The organism is Pseudomonas sp. KBN10P06128 (genome assembly GCF_037574945.1).
Taxonomy (GTDB): domain Bacteria; phylum Pseudomonadota; class Gammaproteobacteria; order Pseudomonadales; family Pseudomonadaceae; genus Pseudomonas; species Pseudomonas aeruginosa.
On record NZ_JBBELR010000001.1, the window covers coordinates 4,058,938 to 4,077,231 of the forward strand.

Sequence of the window (18,294 nt, forward strand, 5' to 3'; positions counted from 1 at the left end):
GTGTAGCATAGCCGGCAGAACTCTTCAGGCGGCTCCATTGGAGCACGCATTTTCTTATGTGACAAAGGCTTATGGAGTCTTTTTATGAGTGAAGTCAAGCATTCGCGCCTCATCATCCTGGGCTCCGGTCCGGCCGGCTATACCGCCGCCGTGTACGCCGCACGCGCCAATCTCAAGCCAGTGGTGATCACCGGCATCCAGCCAGGCGGCCAGCTGACCACCACCACCGAAGTCGACAACTGGCCGGGCGACGTCGAAGGCCTTACCGGCCCGGCGCTGATGACCCGCATGCAGCAGCACGCCGAGCGTTTCGACACCGAGATCGTCTACGACCACATCCACACCGCCGAGTTGCAACAGCGCCCCTTCACACTGAAGGGCGATAGTGGCACTTATACCTGCGATGCATTGATCATTGCCACCGGTGCCTCCGCGCAATACCTGGGCATGTCGTCGGAAGAAGCCTTCATGGGCAAGGGCGTTTCCGCCTGCGCCACCTGCGACGGCTTCTTCTACCGCAACCAGGTGGTCTGCGTGGTCGGCGGCGGCAATACCGCCGTCGAGGAAGCGCTGTACCTGACCAACATCGCCAAGGAAGTCCACCTGATCCACCGTCGCGACAAGCTGCGTTCGGAGAAGATCCTCCAGGACAAGCTGTTCGACAAGGCCGAGAACGGCAACGTGCGCCTGCACTGGAACACCACCCTGGACGAGGTGCTGGGCGACGCCAGCGGCGTCACCGGCGTACGCCTGAAGAGCACCATCGACGGCAGCACCAGCGAACTGTCGCTGGCCGGCGTGTTCATCGCCATCGGCCACAAGCCGAACACCGACCTGTTCCAGGGCCAACTGGAAATGCGCGACGGCTACCTGCGGATCCACGGCGGCAGCGAAGGCAACGCCACCCAGACCAGCATCGAAGGCGTGTTCGCCGCCGGCGACGTGGCCGACCACGTCTACCGCCAGGCCATCACTTCCGCCGGCGCCGGCTGCATGGCCGCGCTGGATGCCGAAAAATACCTCGACGACCATTGATCGGACCCGGGGGAGGCCCGCCCTCCCCTACCCCGCCATGCTGACCTGGCTTTCCCGCACCGACTTCGACTTTCCGCCCCTCGACAAGGCCCTGCAGGAGCCCAACGGGCTGCTCGCGGCCGGAGGCGACCTCAATCCGCAACGCCTGGTCGCAGCCTATCGCCACGGCTGCTTCCCCTGGTACCAGGATGGCCAGCCGATCCTCTGGTGGTCGCCCGACCCGCGCACCGTCCTGTTCCCCGACGAACTGCACGTTTCCCGCAGCCTGGCCAAGTGCCTGCGCCAGCAACGCTTCGAAGTCACCTTCAACCGTGACTTCCGGGCGGTGATCCAGGCTTGTGCCGCGCCGCGCGACTACGCCGACGGCACCTGGATCACCACGCCGATGCAACTGGCCTACCAGGAGCTGCACCTGCGCGGAATTGCCCACTCCGTGGAAGTCTGGCAGGAGCGACAACTGGTCGGCGGCCTCTACGGCCTGGCCATGGGCAGGCTGTTCTTCGGCGAATCGATGTTCAGCCGCGCCGACAACGCTTCCAAGGTCGGCTTCGTCACGCTGGTCCGCCATCTGCGCGACGCCGGCTTCGTCCTCATCGACTGCCAGATGCCGACCCGCCACCTGCACAGCCTGGGCGCCCGCGCCATCGGCCGGGGGGAATTCGCCGACTACCTGCAACGCTATCGCGACCAGCCTCCTACCGGCGACCTGGATTTTTAGGCGAGTTTCCGTGCCTGGCATAAACTTGCTTATGGGTCCCTGCTGGAGTTCACCATGACCGAACTCGCCCGACTGAAGTTCTACGCGACGCAACCGCACCCGTGCAGCTACCTGCCCGAGGAGCAGGCAACCACCCTGTTCCTCGATCCCAGCCAGCCCATGGACACGCAGCTGTACGCCTCGCTGTCGGAAGTCGGCTTCCGCCGCAGCGGCGACCATCTCTATCGTCCGCACTGCCAGCATTGCACCGCCTGCATCGCCGCGCGCATACCGGTCGCCGACTTCAGCCCGAACCGCCAGCAGCGGCGCATCCTCAAGCGCAACGCGGAACTGGAGGTGATCCGCAAGCGACCGAGCTTCAACGAGGAGTACTACGACCTCTATCGGCGCTACATCGAGCAACGCCACGCCGACGGCGACATGTATCCGCCCAGCCGCGACCAGTTCGCCACCTTCCTGGTCCGCGACCTGCCCTTCTGCTGCTTCTTCGAGTTCCGCCTGCATGGCCGCCTGCTGGCCATAGCCGTGACGGACGTGCTGCCGAACGGACTCTCGGCCGTCTATACCTTCTACGATCCCGACGAAGAGCAGCGCAGCCTGGGACGCTATGCGATCCTCTGGCAGATCGCCGAGACCGAACGCCTGGGCCTGCAGGCCGTCTACCTGGGCTACTGGATCAAGAATTGCCGCAAGATGAACTACAAGACCCAGTACCGGCCCATCGAACTGTTCGTCAACCAGCGCTGGGTCGCCCTCACCTGATAGCCGTGTGGCGCTATTGTCGATTTTCTGGCACAATGCACGCCGCTTTTCACGGCCCACCTCTCATTGAAAGGGCCACCCATAGATACCGAGGGCTCTACTGCATGTCGAAAGAAGACAGCTTCGAAATGGAAGGTACTGTCGTCGACACCCTGCCCAACACCATGTTCCGTGTGGAGTTGGAAAATGGGCACGTCGTCACCGCGCACATCTCCGGCAAAATGCGCAAGAACTACATCCGCATCCTCACCGGCGACAAGGTCCGCGTGGAACTGACGCCCTACGACCTGAGCAAGGGCCGCATCACCTACCGCGCCCGCTGAGTCGACACGAGCCGCTGCGGCTCGCCGATTGCAAAAGAAAACGCCCGGCATCTGCCGGGCGTTTTCGTTGCCGCGCTCGGATCAGGCGGGCTCCGCCGCCGTGATCTCGAACTCGAAGGCCAGCTCGTCGCCCTTCAGGTCGACATGCACCAGGCCGCCATGTTCGGCCAGCTCGCCGAACAGGATCTCCTCGGCCAACGGCCGCTTGATCTTGTCCTGGATAAGCCGCGCCATCGGTCGCGCACCCATCTGCACGTCGTAGCCCTTCTCCGCCAGCCAGCCGCGCGCCGCATCGCTGACCTCGAGCTGGACGCGCTTGTCCTCCAGCTGCGCCTGCAGCTCGGTGAGGAACTTGTCGACCACGCTCTTGATCGTCTCGGTGCTCAGGCGGCCGAACTGGATGATGGTATCCAGGCGGTTGCGGAACTCCGGGGTGAAGCTCTTCTTGATCACTTCCATCGCATCGGTGGTGTGATCCTGCTGGTTGAAGCCGATCGACGCGCGCGCCGCCACTTCTGCGCCGGCGTTGGTGGTCATGATCAGGATGATGTTGCGGAAGTCCGCCTTGCGCCCGTTGTTGTCGGTCAGGGTGCCGTGGTCCATCACCTGCAGCAGCAGGTTGAAGACCTCCGGGTGAGCCTTCTCGATCTCGTCGAGCAGCAACACGCAGTGCGGGGTCTTGGTGATCGCCTCGGTGAGCAGGCCGCCCTGGTCGAAGCCGACGTAGCCCGGAGGCGCACCGATCAGCCGCGACACGGTATGCCGCTCCATGTACTCGGACATGTCGAAGCGCACCAGTTCCACGCCCAAGGCCTTCGCCAACTGCCGCGCCACTTCGGTCTTGCCCACGCCGGTGGGACCGGCGAAGAGGAACGAGCCGACCGGCTTGTCCGGCGCCTTGAGCCCGGCCCGGGACAGCTTGATCGCCGTGGACAGCGACTCGATGGCGTCGTCCTGGCCGAACACGGTCAGCTTGAGGTCGCGTTCGAGGTTGCGCAGCAACTCCTTGTCGGAGGTGGTGACGTGTTTTGGCGGGATCCGCGCGATCTTCGCCACGATATCCTCGACCTGCGCCACCTCGATGCGCTTCACGCGCTTCTCTTCCGGCTGCAGGCGCTGGTAGGCGCCCGCCTCGTCGATGACGTCGATGGCCTTGTCCGGCATGTGCCGGTCGTTGATGTAGCGCGCCGCCAGCTCGGCCGCGGCGCGCAGCGCCTCGTCGCTGTACTCGATGTGGTGATGCTGCTCGAAGCGCCCCTTGAGACCCTTGAGGATGCCATAGGTGTCTTCCACCGACGGCTCGGTCACGTCGACCTTCTGGAAGCGCCGCGCCAAGGCCCGGTCCTTCTCGAAGATGCCGCGGAACTCCTGGAAGGTGGTCGAGCCGATGCAGCGGATCTCGCCCGAGGACAGAACCGGCTTGAGCAGGTTGGAGGCGTCCATTACCCCGCCGGATGCCGCACCGGCACCGATGATGGTATGGATCTCGTCGATGAACAGCACCGCGTGCGGGCGCTTGCGCAACTCGTTGAGCAAGGCCTTGAAGCGCTTCTCGAAGTCGCCGCGGTACTTGGTACCCGCGAGCAAGGCACCCAGGTCGAGGGAGTAGACCACGCTGTCGGCCAGCAGGTCCGGCACCTGGCCATCGACGATGCGCTTGGCCAGGCCCTCGGCGATGGCCGTCTTGCCGACCCCCGCCTCGCCTACCAGCAGCGGGTTGTTCTTGCGCCGACGGGCAAGGATCTGCGCCACCCGCTCGACTTCATGCTCACGCCCCACCAGCGGGTCGATCCGCCCCTGGCGAGCCAGTTCGTTGAGGTTGCTGGCATAGGCGTCCAGCGGATGGTTGGACGTGGCCGACTCGCCACCTTCCTCATCCTGCATATCCTGCTCCCCATCCTGCGGATGTTCGGCATGCCCGGGCACCTTGGAGATACCATGGGCGATGTAGTTCACCACATCGATACGCGCGATGCTCTGCTGCTTGAGCAGGAACACCGCCTGGCTTTCCTGTTCGCTGAAGATCGCCACCAGGACATTGGCCCCGGTCACTTCGCGCTTGCCGGAACTCTGCACGTGGAACACCGCACGCTGCAGGACGCGCTGGAAGCCCAGCGTCGGCTGGGTTTCGCGCTCGTCGTCGTGCTGCGGGATCAGCGGCGTGGTGGAATCGATGAATTCCTGCAGGTCGCGCCGCAGCTTGTCCAGGTTGGCACCGCACGCACGCAATACCGTTGCCGCCGCCTCATTGTCCAGCAAGGCCAGCAGCAGGTGCTCAACCGTCATGAATTCATGGCGTTTGGCCCTCGCCTCCTTGAAGGCGAGATTGAGGGTGACTTCGAGCTCTCGATTCAACATGGCTTCACCTCGCTCCCAAACATCCGATCAACTGTCTTTCTCTATCTCGCAGAGCAATGGATGCTGGCTCTCCCGTGCATACTGATTGACCTGCATCGCCTTGGTTTCGGCCACGTCCCGGGTAAACAAGCCGCAGACCGCCTTACCCTGAGTATGTACCGTCAACATGATCTTGGTGGCTTTTTCCCGGTCCATGTTGAAGAACACTTCCAGCACTTCAACAACAAAGTCCATCGGCGTGTAATCGTCGTTGAACAGTACCACCTTATACAACGGTGGCGGCTGTAATACAGGCTTCGACTCCTGTACCGCGAGCCCCGCCCCTTCGTCCTCGTGTTCATGAGGCTCGGGATGGTCCTGATTGAATGTTAGTCGAATCTGGCTAGGTGCATGCATGAGGAAAAAAAGCTTTGCCTTTCTGGAAAGTTATGGACCGACATGATGTTGATCCGTTTCTCAGGCGTATGGTTCAGCGCCTTGACTAACTGCAAAAGGGTGTTACAAACAATGGAATACCCCTACAGGGTATCAGGGGTTCCGCACCCGTCTCGACCCAGGTCGGACGCGGGATCGTAGTGGATGATACTCCAGCGTTGGAGTCCTTTGCAGAGGGATATGAGCATGCTCAGCGGTAAGGTCAAGTGGTTCAACAACGCCAAGGGCTACGGGTTCATCCTGGCCGAGGGCCGAGATGAGGACCTGTTCGCCCATTACTCGGCCATTCAGATGGACGGTTACAAGACACTCAAGGCGGGCCAGCCGGTCAATTTCGAGATCATCCAGGGACCGAAGGGACTGCATGCCATCAACATCAGCCCCGCCACCGCGACAACCGCCGCACCCTCCGCCCCCGCCCCGCAGGAAGAGCCGCAGGCGACGCCCATCGAAGCCTGACCCCCAACGCGGATGCGGAAATGAAAAAGGCCGGTGCGAACCGGCCTTTTTCTCGTTCGGGCGCTAGCCCTTCCTACATCTTGGCGATCATCGCGTCGCCGAACTCCGAGCAGGACAGCAGGGTCGCGCCGTCCATCAGGCGTTCGAAGTCATAGGTCACGGTCTTGGCGGCGATCGCCCCGTTGGTGCCCTTGATGATCAGGTCGGCCGCCTCGGTCCAGCCCATGTGGCGCAGCATCATCTCCGCGGAGAGGATCAGCGAACCCGGGTTGACCTTGTCCTGGCCGGCGTACTTCGGCGCGGTGCCGTGGGTCGCCTCGAACATGGCCACCGAATCGGACAGGTTGGCGCCGGGCGCGATGCCGATGCCGCCGACCTCGGCCGCCAGGGCGTCGGAGAGATAGTCGCCGTTCAGGTTCAGGGTGGCGATCACGTCGTACTCGGCGGGGCGCAGCAGGATCTGCTGCAACATGGCGTCGGCGATCACGTCCTTGACCACGACGTTCTTGCCGGTCTTCGGATTCTTGAACTGCATCCACGGACCGCCGTCCAGCAGCTCGGCGCCGAATTCATCGCGCGCGACTTCGTAGCCCCAATCCTTGAAGGCACCCTCGGTGAACTTCATGATGTTGCCCTTGTGCACCAGGGTCACCGAACTGCGGTCGTTGTCGACGGCGTATTGCAGGGCCTTGCGCACCAGGCGCTTGGTGCCTTCCTGGGAAACCGGCTTGATGCCGATGCCGCAGTTCTCGGTGAAGCGGATCTTCTTGACGCCCATTTCCTCGGTGAGGAACTTGATGACCTTCTCAGCCTCCGGCGAACCGGCCTTCCACTCGACGCCGGCATAGATGTCCTCGGAGTTCTCGCGGAAGATCACCATGTCCACGTCGCCAGGCTTCTTCACCGGGCTGGGCACGCCTTCGAACCAGCGTACCGGGCGCTGGCAGACGTAGAGATCGAGTTGCTGGCGCAGGGCCACGTTCAGGGAGCGGATGCCGCCACCGACCGGGGTGGTCAGCGGGCCCTTGATGGAAACCACGTAGTCGCGCACGGCGTCCAGGGTTTCCTGGGGCAGCCAGGTGTCCTGGTCATAAACCTGGGTGGCCTTCTCGCCGGCGTAGACTTCCATCCAGGCGATCTTGCGCTCGCCCTTGTATGCTTTTTCCACTGCAGCGTCGACAACCTTGATCATGACCGGGCTGATATCGACGCCGATGCCATCACCCTCGATGAACGGGATGATCGGGTTCTTCGGTACGCTCAAGGACATGTCGGCATTCACAGTGATTTTGTCACCGGTCGCCGGCACCTGGATCTTTTGGTATCCCATGCTGAACTCCGTGTTGTGGTTAAAACCCTGTTGCAGCCTTCTAGGGTAGCCCAGTTGTCCGCCCGGAAACCACATCTTCCTTAGTCTAAACAGGCGAGCGCATCAGCCCGGCGAGAGGGTGGTATACTGCGCGCCATGACTTCGCAGTCATCGAGGTCCGAGCAGTCTGGGACCAGACCCTCTCCCCTCGCAGCGTCGGGTTCGCCACCATGAGCCCGCCGTACAACGCTCTACTGGCGCCCCTATATCCCGCGGCATATCTCGATTTCGATTCAACCCGATGTTGAGCGAAGGCATCGCGTCCACCAACGCGTATCGAGACTCTGTGCGCGCCCAGCAAAAAAGAGAGTTACCGTAGATGTCCATCCGCTCGAAGATCACCTACACCTTCACCGACGAAGCACCTGCGCTCGCCACCTACTCGCTCCTCCCCATCGTCAAGGCCTTTGCCGCGTCCGCCGGCATCGACGTCGAGACCAGCGACATCTCTCTTGCAGGACGCATCCTGGCCAACTTCGCCGACCGCCTCGACGCCGACCAGCGTATCGAAGACGACCTCGCCCGCCTGGCGGTCCTGGCCACCTCGCCCGACGCCAATATCATCAAGCTGCCCAACATCAGCGCCTCGGTGCCCCAGCTGAAAGGCGCGATCGCCGAGCTGCAGGGCCTGGGCTACAAGGTTCCCGACTTCCCGGAAGACCCGCAGACCGACGAAGAGAAAGAGGTTCGCGCACGCTACGCGAAGATCCTCGGCAGCGCCGTGAACCCGGTCCTGCGCGAAGGCAACTCCGACCGTCGCGCGCCTGCCGCGGTGAAGGCCTACGCCCGCAAGCACCCGCACTCCATGGGCAAGTGGAGCATGGCCTCGCGCTCCCACGCCGACTACATGCGCGGCGGCGACTTCTTCTCCAGCGAACAGTCCATCACCATGGCCAAGGCCGGTGACGTGCGCATCGAGTTCGTCGGCAAGGACGGCAAGGTCGAGGTCAAGAAGCAACTGAGCCTGCAGGAAGGCGAAGTGCTCGACAGCATGTTCATGAGCTGCGGCAAGCTGCGCGACTTCTTCGAGAAGACCCTGCAGGACTGCAAGGAAACCGGCGTCATGTGGTCCCTGCACGTCAAGGCGACCATGATGAAGATTTCCCACCCGATCGTCTTCGGACATGCGGTGAGCGTCTACTACAAGGACGTCTTCGACAAGTGGGGCCAACTCTTCGAAGAGCTCGGCGTGAACCCGAACAACGGTATCTCCAGCGTCTACGACAAGATCAAGTCGCTGCCCGCCTCCCAGCAGGAAGAGATCCTCCACGACATCCACGAGGTGTACAGCCACCGCCCGGAAATGGCGATGGTCGACTCCGTGAAAGGCATCACCAACCTGCACATTCCGAGCGACGTCATCGTCGACGCCTCGATGCCGGCGATGATCCGCAACTCCGGCCAGATGTGGGGCAAGGACGGCAAGCAGAAAGACACCAAGGCGGTAATGCCGGAAAGCACCTACGCCCGCATCTACCAGGAGATGATCAACTTCTGCAAGACCAACGGCGCCTTCGACCCGACCACCATGGGCAGCGTGCCGAACGTCGGCCTGATGGCGCAGAAGGCCGAGGAATACGGCTCCCACGACAAGACCTTCGAAATGACCGCCGACGGCACCATGCGCGTGGTCCTGGCCGACGGCAGCGTGTTGATGCAGCACGAGGTGGAGACAGGCGACATCTGGCGCGCCTGCCAGACCAAGGACGCGCCGATCCGCGACTGGGTCAAGCTGGCCGTCACCCGCGCGCGCCAGTCCGACACCCCGGCGATCTTCTGGCTGGACCCGGAGCGCGCCCACGACCGCGAACTGCGCAAGAAGGTCGAGCTGTACCTCAAGGACCACGACCTGACCGGCCTCGACATCAGCATCATGGGCTACAACGAGGCCATTCGCGTCAGCATGGAACGCCTGATCCGCGGCAAGGACACCATCTCGGTGACCGGCAACGTCCTGCGCGACTACCTGACCGACCTGTTCCCGATCATGGAACTGGGCACCTCGGCCAAGATGCTCTCCATCGTTCCGCTGATGGCGGGCGGCGGCATGTACGAAACCGGCGCCGGCGGCTCGGCACCCAAGCACGTCCAGCAACTGGTGGAAGAGAACTACCTGCGCTGGGACTCCCTGGGCGAGTTCCTGGCCCTGGCCGTGTCCCTGGAGGAAACCGGGATCAAGACCGGCAACGCCAAGGCCAAGCTGCTCGGCAAGGCGCTGGACGAAGCCACCGGCAAGCTGCTGGACAACAACAAGTCGCCGTCGCGCAAGGTCGGCGACATCGACAACCGCGGCAGCCACTTCTACCTGGCGATGTACTGGGCCCAGGCCCTGGCCGCCCAGGACGAAGACGCCGAACTGAAAGCGCACTTCGCACCGCTGGCCAAGGCCCTGACCGAGCAGGAAGCGACCATCGTCGCCGAACTCAATGCGGTCCAGGGCAAGCCGGCCGAGATCGGCGGCTACTATCGCTCCAACCCGGAGCTGACCAGCAAGGTGATGCGCCCCAGCGCCACCTTCAACGCAGCGATCGACAGCCTGGCCTGATGGCGTCACGCTGACGAAGCAGAAACCCCGGGCCTACGCTCGGGGTTTCTTTTTATCGAGGCCTTTTCCGTACCGAGGAGACATCCATGAGCTGGCATCCCCATGTCACCGTAGCGACCATCGTCGAGGACCAGGGCCGCTTCCTGCTGGTCGAGGAACAGGCCGACGGCCGCGAGGTGCTGAACCAGCCCGCCGGGCACCTGGAGCCCGCCGAAAGCCTGCTCGAGGCCGCCCTGCGCGAAACCCTCGAGGAAACCGGCTGGGAGGTCGAGCTGAGCGCCGTCACCGGCATCTACCTGTACACCGCCCCGTCCAACGGCGTCACCTACCAGCGCGTATGCTTCGCCGCCCGCCCCGTGCGCCACCACCCCGAGCGCGCCCTCGACGACGGCATCATCGGCCCGCGCTGGCTGAGCCGCGACGAACTGGCCGCCCAGCCGCAGCGCTGGCGCAGCCACCTGGTGCTGCGCTGCATCGACGACTACCTGGCCGGCGGCCGCTATCCCCTGGCGCTGATCCGCGACACCCACGTGTCGCCCTCCCTACCCCAGGCCTGATAGAATCCGCGTTTTACGAATTCGCCCGTGACGCCTGATCGCTATGTCTGAATCCGCCCCCACCCCACGCCGCGAGCGCGTGATCGTCGGCATGTCCGGCGGCGTCGACTCGTCCGTCTCCGCCCTGCTCCTGTTGCAGCAGGGCTATCAGGTCGAAGGCCTGTTCATGAAGAACTGGGACGAGGACGACGGCACCGAATACTGTACCGCCCGCGAGGACCTGGCCGACGCCCAGGCCGTCTGCGACCGGATCGGCATCAAGCTGCACACGGCGAACTTCGCCGCGGAATACTGGGATAACGTGTTCGAGCACTTCCTTGCCGAGTACAAGGCCGGCCGTACGCCGAACCCGGACATCCTCTGCAACCGCGAAATCAAGTTCAAGGCGTTCCTCGACTACGCGCTGATGCTCGGAGCGGACCTGATCGCCACCGGCCACTATGTGCGGCGCCGCGACCGCGACGGGCGCACCGAGCTGCTCAAGGGCCTGGACCCGAACAAGGATCAGAGCTACTTCCTGCACGCGGTGGGCGGCGAGCAGATCGCCCGCAGCCTGTTCCCCGTCGGCGAACTGGAGAAGCCGGAAGTCCGCGCCATCGCCGAGAAGCATGGCCTCGCCACGGCGAAGAAGAAGGACTCCACGGGCATCTGCTTCATTGGCGAGCGACGCTTCACCGATTTCCTCAAGCAGTACCTGCCGGCCCAACCGGGCGACATCGAGACCACCGAAGGCAAGGTCATCGGTCGCCACAGCGGCCTGATGTACCACACCATCGGCCAGCGCCAGGGCCTCGGCATCGGCGGTCTCAAGGAAGCCGGCGACGATCCCTGGTACGTGCTCGGCAAGGACCTGCAACGCAACGTGCTGCTGGTCGGCCAGGGCAACGACCACCCGCTGCTGTTCTCCCGCGCCCTGCTGGCCTCGCGAATCTACTGGGTCAACCCGGTCGAACTGGAGCGGCCGCGCCGCCTGCGGGCCAAGGTGCGCTACCGGCAGAGCGACCAGGACTGCGTCCTGGAGAAAACCGCCGAAGGCTACCGCGCGGTGTTCGACGAACCGCAGCGCGCAGTGACCCCGGGGCAATCGGTGGTGTTCTACGACGGCGACGTCTGCCTCGGCGGCGGCGTGATCGAAACGGCGGAAGCCTGGGATTTCGGAGGACGCCCGTGAGCGATCCGCGACAGCAACTGATTGCCCTCGGCGCCGTCTTCGAATCCGCAGCCCTGGTCGACAAGCTGGCACGCACCGGGCAGATCAGCGAAGCCCCGCTGGGCTGCATGCTCGGCAGCCTGCTGGCGCGCAACCCGGCCAGCACCCTGGACGTCTACGGTGGCGACAGCCTCAACCTGCGCGACGGCTTCAAGGCCCTGGCCAGCGCCCTGGAGCGCAAGCCCGGCAGCCTGCAGCGCGAACCGCTGCGCTACGCCCTGGCGATGCTGACCCTGGAACGGCAACTGGACAAGCGCGGCGACATGCTCGACCTGATCGGCCAGCGCCTCGACCAGGTCGAACAGCAGGTCCAGCACTTCGGCCTGGTCCACGAGAACGTCATCGCCTCGTTCGCCAGCATCTACCAGGACACCCTCAGCACCTTCCGCCAGCGCATCCAGGTACACGGCGACATGCGCCATCTGCAGGTCAGCAGCAACGCCGCGCGGATCCGCGCCCTGCTGCTCGCCGGCATCCGCTCGGCGCGGCTCTGGCGGCAACTGGGCGGCAGCCGCTGGCAGATGGTGTTCAGCCGGCGCCGGCTACTCAACGAACTCTATCCCCTGCTGCGCGGCTAGCCATGGCCGGGAGCCAGCCGCAACGGCGCAACAGCCCGACCCAGGGCGCCGCCATGCTGGCTCTTTCGGCGCTGTTCTTCGCCCTGATGGGCGGCCTGATCCGCGAGGCCTCCAGCACCGTCAACAACGAAACCGTGGTGTTCTTCCGCAACCTCGTCGGCGTGCTGTTCTTCCTGCCCCTGGCGCTGACTCGCGGCATCGGCCCGCTGCGCACCCGCCGCCCGCTATCGCACCTGCTGCGCACCACCTACGGCCTGGGCGGCATGTACTGCTACTTCTACGCCCTCGCCCACCTACCGCTGACCGACGCCATGCTGTTCAGCTATGCCGCGCCGGTGTTCACGCCGCTGATCGCACACCTGTGGATCAAGGAGCCGCTGACCCGCCGCATGATGGTCGCCACCCTGGTCGGCTTCCTCGGCGTGCTGCTGGTGGCCAGGCCCAGCGGCGCGGTAGTGGCGCCGATCGCCCTGGTCGGCATCGCCTCCAGCCTGATGGCCGCCTGTGCCTTCGTCTCGATCCGCGAAATGAGCGACAGCGAGCCGGCCTATCGCATCGTCTTCTACTTCGCCCTGTTCGGCACCCTGTTCTCCGCCGTGCCGCTGGCCTGGGCCTGGCAGCCGCTGAACGGCCAGGAACTGCTCCTGCTGCTCGGCGCCGGACTGTTCGCCAGCCTCGGCCAACTGACCATGTCGCAGGCCTATGCCCTGGCCTCCCCGGGAGTGATCGGACCGATCGCCTACATGGCCATCGTTTTCGCTGGGGTGATCGCCTGGCTGCGCTGGGACGAACTGCCCAGCCACACGTCGCTGCTCGGCGCCGCCCTGATCTTCGCCGCCAGCCTGATCCCCCTGCTGGGCAACCGCCCCGCCGAAAGGCCCCGCTGAATGCCCCACCGGGCGCACCTTTCATGTATGATATGCGCCCCTTTTTCGTTGACTTCCAGCCACGAGAACGTCTCATGCAGCTTTCCTCGCTCACCGCGGTATCCCCCGTCGATGGCCGCTATGCCGGCAAAACCAGCAGCCTGCGTCCGATCTTCAGCGAATACGGCCTGATCCGTTTCCGCGTCATGGTGGAAGTCCGCTGGCTGCAGCGCCTCGCCGCCCACGCCGGGATTCCCGAGGTCGCGCCGTTCTCCGCCGAAGCCAACGCCCTGCTCGACAGCCTGGCCAGCGACTTCCAGCTGGAACACGCCGAACGCATCAAGGAAATCGAGCGCACCACCAACCACGACGTGAAAGCCGTGGAGTACCTGCTCAAGGAACAGGCCGCCAAGCTCCCGGAGCTGGCCGCGGTCAGCGAGTTCATCCACTTCGCCTGCACCTCCGAGGACATCAACAACCTGTCCCACGCCCTGATGCTCCGCGAGGGTCGCGACAGCGTGCTGCTGCCGCTGATGCGCCAGATCGCCGAGGCCATCCGCGAACTGGCGGTGAAATTCGCCGACGTGCCGATGCTCTCCCGCACCCACGGCCAGCCCGCCTCGCCGACCACCCTGGGCAAGGAACTGGCCAACGTCGTCTACCGCCTGGAGCGGCAGATCAAGCAGGTCGCCGGCATCGAGTTGCTGGGCAAGATCAACGGCGCCGTGGGCAACTACAACGCCCACCTGTCCGCCTATCCCGAAGTCGACTGGGAAGCCAACGCCCGCCAGTTCATCGAAGGCGACCTCGGCCTGACCTTCAACCCCTACACCACCCAGATCGAGCCGCACGACTACATCGCCGAGCTGTTCGATGCGATCGCCCGCTTCAACACCATCCTCATCGACTTCGACCGCGACGTCTGGGGCTACATCTCCCTCGGCTATTTCAAGCAGAAGACCGTGGCCGGCGAGATCGGCTCCTCGACCATGCCGCACAAGGTCAACCCGATCGACTTCGAGAACTCCGAGGGCAACCTCGGCATCGCCAACGCGCTGTTCCAGCACCTGGCCAGCAAGCTGCCGATCTCGCGCTGGCAGCGCGACCTGACCGACTCCACCGTGCTGCGCAACCTCGGTGTCGGCATCGCCCACAGCGTCATCGCCTACGAGGCCAGCCTGAAGGGCATCGGCAAGCTGGAGCTGAACGCCCAGCGCATCGCCGAGGACCTGGACGCCTGCTGGGAAGTCCTCGCCGAGCCGGTGCAGACCGTGATGCGTCGCTATGGTGTGGAAAACCCCTACGAGAAGCTGAAGGAACTGACCCGCGGCAAAGGCATCAGCGCCGAAGCCTTGCAGACTTTCATCGAAGAGCTGGCGATTCCCGCCGAGGCCAAGGTCGAGCTGAAGAAGCTGACCCCGGCCGGCTACGTCGGCAATGCCGCCGCCCAGGCCAAGCGCATCTGAGCACGCAACCCTTTTGCACGCCCGGCTGCGCCGGGCGTTTTTGTTTCAAGGACTTAACCATGAATGCTGATACTCCCCTGCAACTTCTGGGCGGACTGACCGCTGCCGAATTCCTCCGCGACTACTGGCAGCGCAAACCGCTGCTGGTCCGCCAGGCGATCCCGGACTTCGAAAGCCCGCTGTCCGCCGACGAGCTGGCCGGGCTGTCGCTGGAGGAGTCGGTGGAATCGCGCATCGTCCTCGAACACGGGAAAACCCCGTGGGAAATGCGCCGTGGCCCGTTCCAGGAGGAGGACTACCAGCACCTGCCGGAACAGGACTGGACCCTGCTGGTGCAGGCGGTCGACCAGTTCGTCCCGGAAGTCGCCCAACTGCTGGAGCAATTCCGCTTCCTGCCCAGCTGGCGGATCGACGACGTGATGATCAGCTACGCCGCTCCCGGCGGCGGCGTCGGTCCGCACTTCGACAACTACGACGTATTCCTGCTTCAGGGCCACGGACGCCGGCGCTGGAAAGTCGGACAGATGTGCAGCAGCGACAGCCCGCTGCGCGAGCACGCCGACCTGCGCATCCTCGCCGACTTCGAACAGAGCGACGAGTGGGTCCTGGAGCCCGGCGACATGCTCTACCTGCCCCCGCGCCTCGCCCACTACGGCATTGCCGAAGACGAGTGCATGACCTACTCGATCGGCTTCCGCGCGCCCAGCGCCGCCGAAGTGCTGACCCATTTCACCGACTTCCTCGGCCAGTTCCTCTCCGACGAGGAGCGCTACACCGATGCCGGCCTGCAACCGGTAGGCGACGATCCGCACCAGATCCAGCGCGACGCTCTGGAGCGCCTGCAGGGTCTGATCCAGGAGCACATGAGCGACGAGCGCCTGCTGCTGACCTGGTTCGGCCAGTTCATGACCGAGCCGCGCTATCCTGAACTGGTTGCCGGCGAGGATATCCCCGAAGAGGAGCTATTCGGCGCCCTCGAGGATGGCGCGCTGCTGGTGCGCAACCCCAGCGCCCGCCTGGCCTGGAGCGAGATCGACATCGGCCTGGTGCTGTTCGCCAGCGGCCAGAGCGTACTCCTGCCCGGCCAGCTCAAGGAACTGCTGAAGCTGGTCTGCTCGGCCGATGCGTTGCATCTGGAAAACCTCGGCCAATGGCTGGCCGACGACGATGCGCGTAAGCTGTTGGCGGAGTTGGTCAAACAGGGCAGTTTGGAGTTTGCAGATGAATAAGATCCGCGTACGCGTAGCCGACTGGCAGAAGGACAATGCCGAGCTGCGCCGCATCCGCGAAGCGGTCTTCATTGCCGAACAGTCGGTTCCGCCGGAACTGGAGTGGGACGCCGAAGACGACGAAGCCGTGCATTTTCTCGCCTATGAAGGCGAATACGCGATCGGCACCGCGCGCCTGCTGGGCGACGGGCACATCGGCAGGGTCTCGGTACTCAAGGACTGGCGCGGCCTGAAGGTCGGCGACGCGCTGATGCGCGCGGCCATCGAGGAAGCCGAGCGACGCGGCCTGAAGCGCCAACTGCTGACCGCGCAGGTCTACGCCATTCCCTTCTACGAGCGACTGGGCTTCAAGGTCGACAGCGGCGAGTTCCTCGACGCCGGCCTGCCCCATGTCGACATGGTTCGCGACAGCGACTGAGGCCCGATGAGCGACACCCCGGAGACCTCGCCGGCCGACCTGCCGGCCATCGAATTCAGCTCTCCGGGGCGCTTTGCGGTACGCAACCCGGCAAGCGCCGCACCACCCGCGGAACGCTGGGAACCAGCGCCATTCCGCCTCGGCGAACATGAGCCGCTGGAGCGCTTCGAGCATCCGCAGGAAGCCCGCGCCCATGCCCTGGCCCTCCTGCAGCAGGCCCGCCGCACGCTCTGCCTGCACAGTCCCGACCTGGAAAGCTGGCTCTATCACCACAGCAGCATCCAGGAAGCCTGCACCCGTTTCCTCCTGGCCAATCCACGCAATCGCCTGCGTATCCTCGTTGGCGACAGCGCCCAGGCCGTGCGCAACGGCCACCGCCTGATCAGCCTTTCGCGCCGCCTGTCGAGCAACTGCCTGATCCGCCGGCTCAACCCGGACTACCCTAAAGAGGACGACGCCTTCCTCCTGGCCGACGACCAGGGCCTGCTACTGCGCCCGAAACCGGCGCAACCGGCGGGCTACGCCTGCTACCGTGCCGCCGGGCGGGTGCGTCAACTCCAGGCCCGCTTCGAGCAGGCCTGGGACACCAGCCTTTCCGACCCGGACCTGCGGAGCTTCCTCCTGTGACCCTGTTGCGCACCACCCTGCTCTCCTCGCTGTTGGCGACAGTCGTTCTCGGCGCCTCGGCCGCCCCGCGCACCGAAGTGATCCCGCTCAACTACCGCACCGCCGACGACGTGATGGCGGTGGCCCAGTCGGTCATCGGCAGCGAAGGCAAGGTCACCGCCTATGGCAACCAGCTGATCGTCAATGCCGAGCCGGCGAAGATCCGCGAGTTGCAATCGGTCCTGCAGCAGATCGACTCGCGCCCGCATCGCCTGCTGATCACCGTGGATACCAGCGAGAACCTGCAACAGGACAGCCGCGGCTATTCGGTGGATGGTTCGGCCAGCGCCGGCAACATCGAGATCCAGAGCGGCCGCGGCGAGGTCAACGGCAAGGATCGCGTCCGCATCATCCGTCGCTCCACCGACAGCCGTTCCGGCGGCAGCCAGCAGGTCCAGGCCACCGAGGGCTACCCGGCGCTGATCCAGGTCGGCCAGAGCGTCCCCATCACCAGCACCGCCACCGGTCCCTACGGGCAGATCTACAGCCAGACCGAATACCGCAACGTCAACCGCGGCTTCTACGTCACCGCGACGCTGACCGGCAACCTGGTGCACGTCACCATCAGCTCCAGCAATGACCGCCTCAGCCAGAGCCATCCCGGCGTCATCGATACCCAGAGCACCGACACCCGGGTCAGCGGCAAGCTCGGCGAGTGGATCACCCTGGGCGGCGTCAGCGAACAGAACCAGGCCGACCAGCGCGGCTTCGTGCGTCGCTACTCGACCCAGGGACGCGACGACACCAGCCTGCGCCTGAAAGTCGAAACCCTCGACTGACCGACGGCGCTCTTTCCAGCGCGAATTGCCTCCCGCTCCGGCAAAGCCGCGGGGCGCGGGCTCTTGCGGGCATTTTCGATGCAAACGGAAACATCTCGACCAGACAAGACCATCCGGTCACTCTTAGACCTTCGTGTAGTAGTCTTGAAAAAACACTACAAAACGTTTGACGACGGATTTTTTCCAGAGCATGATGGCCCCGCTCCCGCTAATCAGGGGCTCTGAAACGACGAGCTCCCGGTGCCTGCGCCGATACGCCCTCGGCCTCCACCGTGTTGATCTGCCCACAAGGCGGCTTGACGAGATTGCGACTGGAACGAAGTTGTCCTGAGGGACGGGGAAGCGTTTACGTATCAGCCAGATCGAAAGACTCGACAGCGAGTCGCCCACCGGCAACCACGAGCCGAACGGCACTTGAGCCAGTCGAGAAGCACGGTCCGCGAACTGTTCGTCTCCACCCCCTCCTCGGCGTCATTCTTCGCCACGGTCATTCTCTCGCCATGCAGCGGTGAGCCACCCGC

18 protein-coding genes are annotated in these 18,294 nt (G+C 64.4%); 15 read left to right on the forward strand and 3 right to left on the reverse strand.

Annotated features, from left to right (window positions below):
- Positions 1 to 84 precede the first annotated feature (84 nt).
- The 4 genes from trxB (at position 85) to infA (ending at position 2,838) form a co-directional block, all read left to right on the forward strand.
- Positions 85 to 1,035 (forward strand): thioredoxin-disulfide reductase, encoded by a 951-nt coding sequence (trxB, locus tag VQ065_RS18830; RefSeq protein ID WP_340080456.1) that lies wholly within the window; start codon positions 85 to 87, stop codon positions 1,033 to 1,035.
- A 37-nt stretch (positions 1,036 to 1,072) separates the two neighbouring features.
- Positions 1,073 to 1,753, forward strand: coding sequence for a leucyl/phenylalanyl-tRNA--protein transferase (gene aat / locus VQ065_RS18835; RefSeq protein WP_003090423.1), 681 nt, complete (start codon positions 1,073 to 1,075; stop codon positions 1,751 to 1,753).
- 54 nt (positions 1,754 to 1,807) lie between these two features.
- The gene (locus tag VQ065_RS18840; protein WP_003090424.1) at positions 1,808 to 2,515 is read left to right on the forward strand and encodes an arginyltransferase; all 708 of its coding nucleotides are present in this window, start codon (positions 1,808 to 1,810) and stop codon (positions 2,513 to 2,515) included.
- A gap of 104 nt (positions 2,516 to 2,619) precedes the next feature.
- Positions 2,620 to 2,838 (forward strand): translation initiation factor IF-1, encoded by a 219-nt coding sequence (infA, locus tag VQ065_RS18845; protein WP_002553999.1) that lies wholly within the window; start codon positions 2,620 to 2,622, stop codon positions 2,836 to 2,838.
- Positions 2,839 to 2,919: 81 nt separating this feature from the next.
- Here infA and clpA read toward each other — a convergent pair whose 3' ends face one another.
- Positions 2,920 to 5,196 carry an ATP-dependent Clp protease ATP-binding subunit ClpA gene (gene clpA / locus VQ065_RS18850; protein WP_003090432.1) on the reverse strand — a complete coding sequence of 759 codons (2,277 nt, stop codon included), beginning with the start codon at positions 5,194 to 5,196 and terminating at the stop codon, positions 2,920 to 2,922.
- A gap of 27 nt (positions 5,197 to 5,223) precedes the next feature.
- Positions 5,224 to 5,592, reverse strand: coding sequence for an ATP-dependent Clp protease adapter ClpS (gene clpS, locus VQ065_RS18855; RefSeq protein ID WP_003097649.1), 369 nt, complete (start codon positions 5,590 to 5,592; stop codon positions 5,224 to 5,226).
- A 225-nt stretch (positions 5,593 to 5,817) separates the two neighbouring features.
- Here clpS and cspD point away from each other — a divergent pair, with 225 nt between their 5' ends.
- Positions 5,818 to 6,090: a cold shock domain-containing protein CspD gene (gene cspD / locus VQ065_RS18860; protein ID WP_003090435.1), complete on the forward strand. Its 273-nt coding sequence runs from the start codon at positions 5,818 to 5,820 to the stop codon at positions 6,088 to 6,090.
- A 73-nt stretch (positions 6,091 to 6,163) separates the two neighbouring features.
- Here the strand turns inward: cspD and icd are convergent, their stop codons facing one another.
- Positions 6,164 to 7,420: an NADP-dependent isocitrate dehydrogenase gene (gene icd, locus VQ065_RS18865; RefSeq protein WP_003090436.1), complete on the reverse strand. Its 1,257-nt coding sequence runs from the start codon at positions 7,418 to 7,420 to the stop codon at positions 6,164 to 6,166.
- 358 nt (positions 7,421 to 7,778) lie between these two features.
- On the opposite strand from icd, the gene VQ065_RS18870 reads away from it, so the two are divergent.
- From VQ065_RS18870 to VQ065_RS18915, 10 genes are all read left to right on the forward strand, one after another.
- Positions 7,779 to 10,004 (forward strand): NADP-dependent isocitrate dehydrogenase, encoded by a 2,226-nt coding sequence (locus tag VQ065_RS18870; protein ID WP_003090437.1) that lies wholly within the window; start codon positions 7,779 to 7,781, stop codon positions 10,002 to 10,004.
- An 86-nt stretch (positions 10,005 to 10,090) separates the two neighbouring features.
- The gene (locus VQ065_RS18875) at positions 10,091 to 10,561 is read left to right on the forward strand and encodes an NUDIX hydrolase (RefSeq protein WP_003090438.1); all 471 of its coding nucleotides are present in this window, start codon (positions 10,091 to 10,093) and stop codon (positions 10,559 to 10,561) included.
- Between the two features lie 43 nt (positions 10,562 to 10,604).
- Positions 10,605 to 11,732, forward strand: a complete 1,128-nt coding sequence (gene mnmA / locus VQ065_RS18880) for a tRNA 2-thiouridine(34) synthase MnmA (RefSeq protein ID WP_003131114.1) — start codon at positions 10,605 to 10,607, stop codon at positions 11,730 to 11,732.
- Positions 11,729 to 12,349 (forward strand): high frequency lysogenization protein HflD, encoded by a 621-nt coding sequence (gene hflD, locus VQ065_RS18885; protein WP_003090440.1) that lies wholly within the window; start codon positions 11,729 to 11,731, stop codon positions 12,347 to 12,349. Before mnmA ends, hflD begins: the two co-directional genes overlap by 4 nt.
- A 2-nt stretch (positions 12,350 to 12,351) precedes the next feature.
- Positions 12,352 to 13,236, forward strand: a complete 885-nt coding sequence (locus VQ065_RS18890) for a DMT family transporter (protein ID WP_003090441.1) — start codon at positions 12,352 to 12,354, stop codon at positions 13,234 to 13,236.
- Between the two features lie 74 nt (positions 13,237 to 13,310).
- Positions 13,311 to 14,681, forward strand: coding sequence for an adenylosuccinate lyase (gene purB / locus VQ065_RS18895; RefSeq protein ID WP_003090442.1), 1,371 nt, complete (start codon positions 13,311 to 13,313; stop codon positions 14,679 to 14,681).
- A 59-nt stretch (positions 14,682 to 14,740) separates the two neighbouring features.
- On the forward strand, positions 14,741 to 15,910 hold the full coding sequence (locus VQ065_RS18900; RefSeq protein WP_003090443.1) for a ribosomal protein uL16 3-hydroxylase: 1,170 nt from the start codon (positions 14,741 to 14,743) through the stop codon (positions 15,908 to 15,910).
- On the forward strand, positions 15,903 to 16,328 hold the full coding sequence (locus VQ065_RS18905) for a GNAT family N-acetyltransferase (RefSeq protein WP_003090444.1): 426 nt from the start codon (positions 15,903 to 15,905) through the stop codon (positions 16,326 to 16,328). Before VQ065_RS18900 ends, VQ065_RS18905 begins: the two co-directional genes overlap by 8 nt.
- 6 nt (positions 16,329 to 16,334) lie before the next feature.
- Entirely contained in the window at positions 16,335 to 16,955 is a 621-nt protein-coding gene (locus VQ065_RS18910; protein WP_003090445.1) for a DUF7931 domain-containing protein, read from the forward strand.
- Positions 16,952 to 17,773 (forward strand): secretin N-terminal domain-containing protein, encoded by an 822-nt coding sequence (locus VQ065_RS18915; RefSeq protein ID WP_003090446.1) that lies wholly within the window; start codon positions 16,952 to 16,954, stop codon positions 17,771 to 17,773. Before VQ065_RS18910 ends, VQ065_RS18915 begins: the two co-directional genes overlap by 4 nt.
- The last annotated feature ends 521 nt before the right edge of the window (positions 17,774 to 18,294 follow it).